The following is a 4682-nucleotide window of genomic DNA, read 5'->3' on the forward strand; positions in this document are numbered from 1 at the left end:
CGGCCATGAAATCGCGCTGGATCGCCTCGCGCCGCTCGGCGTCGAGCCCGGCATGGTAGGCCACCGCCGGCAGCCCCGCCTTGCCCAGGTAGGCGGCCAGGCGCTCGGCGGTCTGCTGCAGGGTCACGTAGACGATGGTGGCCTGGGGGGCCGCGCTCGAGAGCCGCGGGCGCAGCCAGGCCACCAGGGCGCGGGGCCGAGCCTCGGCGGGCACCGGCGCCACCTGCAGGTCCAGGTTGGGCCGGTAGAAGCCGGTGGCGGTGACGTCGGCGGCCGCGATGGCGAAGCGCCGGCCCATGTCGTCGATCACCCGGGGCGTGGCGGTGGCGGTGAGCAGCAGCACCTGGGGGATCTCGAGCTCGCGGCGGATGTCCGGCAGCTTGAGGTAGTCGGGGCGGAAGTTGTGGCCCCACTCGGAGATGCAGTGGGCCTCGTCCACCACCAGCAGGGAGATCGGCACCCGGCGGATGAAGGCGCGGAAGCGCTCGTTCTTGAGGCGCTCCACCGAGACCATCAGGATGCGGATCTCGCCGCGCTCGACGCCGGCCATGACGGCCCCGGCCTGCTCGCGGCTCTGGCCGGAATCGAGGCTCGCGGCGGCGATCCCGTGGCGCGCCAGGAAGGCGAGCTGGTCCTGCATCAGCGCCAGCAGCGGCGAGATCACCAGGGTCAGGTGGGGCAGGTGCAGGGCGGGCAGCTGGTAGCAGAGCGACTTGCCGGAGCCGGTGGGGAAGATCGCCGCCGCCGAGCGGCCGGCCACCAGGGCCTCGATCACCGGTCGCTGGCCGGGGCGGAAGTCGGCATGGCCGAAGACCTGCCGGAGTGTCTGCTGGATCATGGCGGGCTCCCGGGGTCGGATACTGGTTGGCTGTCCAGTATAGCCGCCGCTTGGCCCGGCGTCGCCTCCGCGGGACGCGCTCGCCTACACTGCAGAGGAGCCAAGCCGTCGGGAGGCATGCCATGTCGATCGTCCAGCAGGCGGTGGTGCTGCCCACCGCCGGGGTCACCCTGGAGGGAGACCTGCTGCTGCCGGCCTCCGGCGCGGGCATCGTGGTCTTCGCTCACGGCAGCGGCAGCAGCCGCTTCAGCGTGCGCAATCGCCAAGTGGCGCGCTACCTGGCCGGCCAGGGGCTGGCGACCCTGCTGTTCGACCTGCTGACCCCGGAGGAGAGCCTCATCGACGAGCGTACCCGGGCGCTGCGCTTCGACATCCCGCTGATCGGCGCTCGCTTGACCGGGGCCGTGGACTGGGTGGCCGAGGCGACGCAAACCGCCGGGCGTCCGATCGGCCTGTTCGGCGCCAGCACCGGGGCGGCGGCGGCCTTGATCGCCGCCGCCGAGCGCCCCGGGCGGGTGCGGGCCGTGGTCTCCCGCGGCGGTCGGCCCGATCTGGCCGGCGAGGCGTTGCCGCGGGTCAGGGCCCCGACCCTGCTGCTGGTGGGAGGGCGTGACGGGCAGGTGATCGCCTTGAACGAGCAGGCCATGGCGCGCCTGGGCGCTCCCTGCGAGCTGGCGGTGGTGCCGGGCGCCAGCCACCTCTTCGAGGAGCCGGGCACTCTCGAGCGGGTCCAGGCGAAGGCCGCGCGCTGGTTCCTCGAGCACCTGGCTCGCGAGGGGGACGGCTAGCGGCGTGAGCCCTCTCGGGTGGTGCCCGGCCTGGCGCCGTCGGGGCCGGTGCTCCGCCCTCAGGCCCCGCCCGAGGGCCCTCAGCGCGGGGCGTCGTAGCGGCCGTGGCGCTGGCGGGAGAAGACCACCTGCCACAGCTGCAGGTCTCGGGAGCGGAAGGCGCCGGCGCAGACCGAGAGGTAGTACCGGAACATGCGCCGGGTGCGCTCGTTGTAGCGGTGGGCGATCTCGTGCCAGCGGGCGTCGACGTTCGCCAGCCAGGCCATCAGCGTGGGGTCGTAGTCCGGCCCGAAGTTCTGCCAATCCTCGAACAGCAGATGGGGTTCGCTGGCCCGGGCGATGTGCATCGCCGAGGGCAGCACGCCATTGGGGAAGATGTACTTGTTGATCCAGGGGTCGGCGGTGATCTCCGAGTTGTTGGAGCCGATGGTGTGCAGCAGGAACAGGCCCCGGGGGGCCAGGTGGTCTGCCACGGCCTGGAAGTAGGTCGGGTAGTTGCGATGGCCGACGTGCTCGAACATGCCGATGGAGACGATCCGGTCGTAACGCTCCGCCAGGTCCCGGTAGTCCTTCAGCTCGATGGTCACCGGCAGGCCCCGGCAGCGCTCCCGGGCCAGCACGGCCTGTTCGCGGGAGATGGTGATGCCGGTGACCTCGACGCCGTGGTAGCGGGCGGCATGTTCGGCGAAGCTGCCCCAGCCGCAGCCGATGTCCAGCACGTGCAGGCCGGGTTCGAGTTCCAGCTTGCGACAGGCCAGCTCCAGCTTGGCCAGCTGGGCCTCGTGCAGGGTGCGCGCCCTCTTCCAGTAGCCGCAGGAGTAGCACATCGTCGGGTCGAGCATGCGCTGGAAGAGGTCGTTGCCCAGATCATAGTGGGCCTTGCCGACGATATAGGCTCGTGCCCGGCTCTGCAGGTTGAAGAAGCCGGTCTGGAGGCGGTACATCAAGCGCTCCGAGGGTGGGCGGGCGCGCTCGCCGAGGCCGTGGCGCAGCAGCCGGCAGGCCATCTCGTCGATGCGCTCGCAGTCCCACCAGCCGTCCATGTAGGCCTCGCCGAGGCCCAGGGTGCCCTGGTGCAGCACCCGCGAGAAGAAGTCCGGATGATGGATACGCAGGTCCTGGGGGGCGGGGCCGTTGAGGACAACGCCGGAGCCCTCCAGCAGCTGCTCGATGACTCGCCGGGCGCGCGTGTCGGGGAGGGCAATCGGGCCGATGCCCGGATCACTGGTCATGGCGTCCTCCTGGTCCGGCAGGGGCGACAGGCATGCGGTGGCGGGCGGCGGTGTCCGGAGATGTCGTGTCGGCTCGCTCCGGTTAGCATTGAGCATAGCCCAGGCGACCTGAGCCGGTGACAACTCGGCCGTCAACTTTTCGTGACACTCCGTCATGGATTCTCGCCGCGTCGGGGGCGGAATCCCTTGCCCGGGGGCGGGTGTCAGAAATTCGTTACGACCAAGGACGAGACGGGCGGGCGATGGCCCCGACGAGTCGGTCGCCGGGCGTTCCGGCACCGGCCCCGGGGCTCTAGGCTGTGGGCAGATCGCGCCAGGCGATGCCACGTCCACGATGCCACGTCCACAACAAGATCCCGGGAGACCCGCCATGAACGCACCCGCCCACCAGCCCCGCCGCGAACGCGCGCCGGCCAACCCCATCGGCACCGATGGCTTCGAGTTCGTCGAGTACACCGCGCCGACCGCCGAGGGCATCGAGGCCCTGCGCCGACTCTTCAACCGGATGGGCTTTACCGAGACCCGCCGGCACCGCTCCAAGGAGGTCTTCCTGTTCCAGCAGGAGGGCATCAACTTCGTGCTCAACGCCGAGCCCGGCAGCCATGCCGCCGAATTCGGCCGGATCCATGGGGCCAGCGCCTGTGCCATGGCCTGGAAGGTCGCCGACGCCCGCCAGGCGTTCGAGCATGCCGTCGCCAACGGGGCCGAGGCGGTGGAGAACCCGGTGGGGCCCGGTGAGGTAGGCATCCCGGCGGTCAAGGGCATCGGCGGCTCGCTGCTCTATTTCGTCGACGACAAGGTCGATGACGCCGGGCGCACCATCTACGACATCGATTTCGAGCCGATCCCGGGGCGCAGCGCCACCGACCACAGCGTGGGGCTCAGGGTGCTCGACCACCTGACCCACAACGTCGACCGGGGCCAGATGGACGTCTGGGCCGACTTCTATACCCGCATCGCCAACTTCCGCGAGATCCGCTATTTCGATATCGAGGGCAAGATGACCGGGCTGCACTCCCGGGCCATGACCGCTCCCTGCGGCAAGATGCATATCCCGATCAACGAGTCCGCGGATGACAGCTCCCAGATCGCCGAATTCCTGCGCGAGTACAACGGCGAGGGGATCCAGCACCTGGCCATGGCCACCGACGACATCTATGCCACGGTGCGCGCGCTGCGAGCCAACGGGGTGACCTTCCTCACTACGCCGGACACCTACTACGAGAAGGTCGACGCCCGCGTCCCCAACCACGAGGAAAACGTCGCGGAGCTGCGCGAGTTGAGCCTGCTGGTGGACGGCGGCCCTGACGAGGGGGTGCTGCTGCAGATCTTCACCGAAACGGTGATCGGGCCGATCTTCTTCGAGATCATCCAGCGCAAGGGCAACGAGGGCTTCGGCGAGGGCAATTTCAAGGCCCTGTTCGAATCCATCGAGGAGGACCAGATCCGCCGCGGCGTGCTCAAGGCGGAGTGAGGCGGGGGCGATGGCGTTCGGGCAGCGGGGCGAAGGGTTATAAGCTCGGAGCGGATGGAGAGTGGCAGGCGCAGGGTAAAATCATTACCTTTCGGAATATGGTGCGGGATTATTTTGGAGGTAATGGAATATGTCGGAGGGACCCTCTCCCCACAACCCCCCAGGCTCCGCGATGGCGCCGGGCAGCGTCAGCCTGGTGGGGGCCGGCCCTGGGGATCCGGAACTGCTGACCCTGAAGGCGCTGCGTCGCCTCCAGCAGGCCGAGGTGATACTCCACGATCGGCTGGTCAGCGCCGAGGTTCTCGCCCTGGCCAATCCGCGGGCCGAGCGGCACTACGTGGGCAAGGCCC

Annotated in this window: 5 protein-coding genes; 3 read left to right on the forward strand and 2 right to left on the reverse strand. The window is 69.7% G+C overall.

Going from position 1 to position 4682, the window contains the following annotated elements:
• On the reverse strand, positions 1-838 hold an 838-nt coding region (locus J5F18_RS09055; RefSeq protein ID WP_346301916.1), incomplete at its 3' end, for a RecQ family ATP-dependent DNA helicase.
• A 122-nt stretch (positions 839-960) separates the two neighbouring features.
• Between J5F18_RS09055 and J5F18_RS09060 the strand changes: the two genes are divergently transcribed.
• The gene (locus tag J5F18_RS09060) at positions 961-1626 is read left to right on the forward strand and encodes an alpha/beta family hydrolase (protein WP_346301917.1); all 666 of its coding nucleotides are present in this window, start codon (positions 961-963) and stop codon (positions 1624-1626) included.
• Positions 1627-1706: 80 nt separating this feature from the next.
• Here J5F18_RS09060 and cfa read toward each other — a convergent pair whose 3' ends face one another.
• On the reverse strand, positions 1707-2858 hold the full coding sequence (gene cfa / locus J5F18_RS09065; protein WP_346301918.1) for a cyclopropane fatty acyl phospholipid synthase: 1152 nt from the start codon (positions 2856-2858) through the stop codon (positions 1707-1709).
• Positions 2859-3228: 370 nt separating this feature from the next.
• On the opposite strand from cfa, the gene hppD reads away from it, so the two are divergent.
• Positions 3229-4332 carry a 4-hydroxyphenylpyruvate dioxygenase gene (hppD, locus tag J5F18_RS09070; RefSeq protein ID WP_346301919.1) on the forward strand — a complete coding sequence of 368 codons (1104 nt, stop codon included), beginning with the start codon at positions 3229-3231 and terminating at the stop codon, positions 4330-4332.
• A gap of 130 nt (positions 4333-4462) precedes the next feature.
• Positions 4463-4682: SAM-dependent methyltransferase (locus J5F18_RS09075; RefSeq protein ID WP_346301920.1), on the forward strand; the 220-nt coding region annotated here is incomplete at its 3' end.

Source organism: Halomonas sp. BM-2019, from assembly GCF_017584085.1.

Excerpts from the sequence above, each read along its gene's own strand:
- J5F18_RS09060 (WP_346301917.1), top strand. The coding sequence starts at position 961 with ATGTCGATCGTCCAGCAGGCGGTGGTGCTGCCCACCGCCGGGGTCACC.
- cfa (WP_346301918.1), bottom strand. The coding sequence starts at position 2,858 with ATGACCAGTGATCCGGGCATCGGCCCGATTGCCCTCCCCGACACGCGC.
- hppD (WP_346301919.1), top strand. The coding sequence starts at position 3,229 with ATGAACGCACCCGCCCACCAGCCCCGCCGCGAACGCGCGCCGGCCAAC.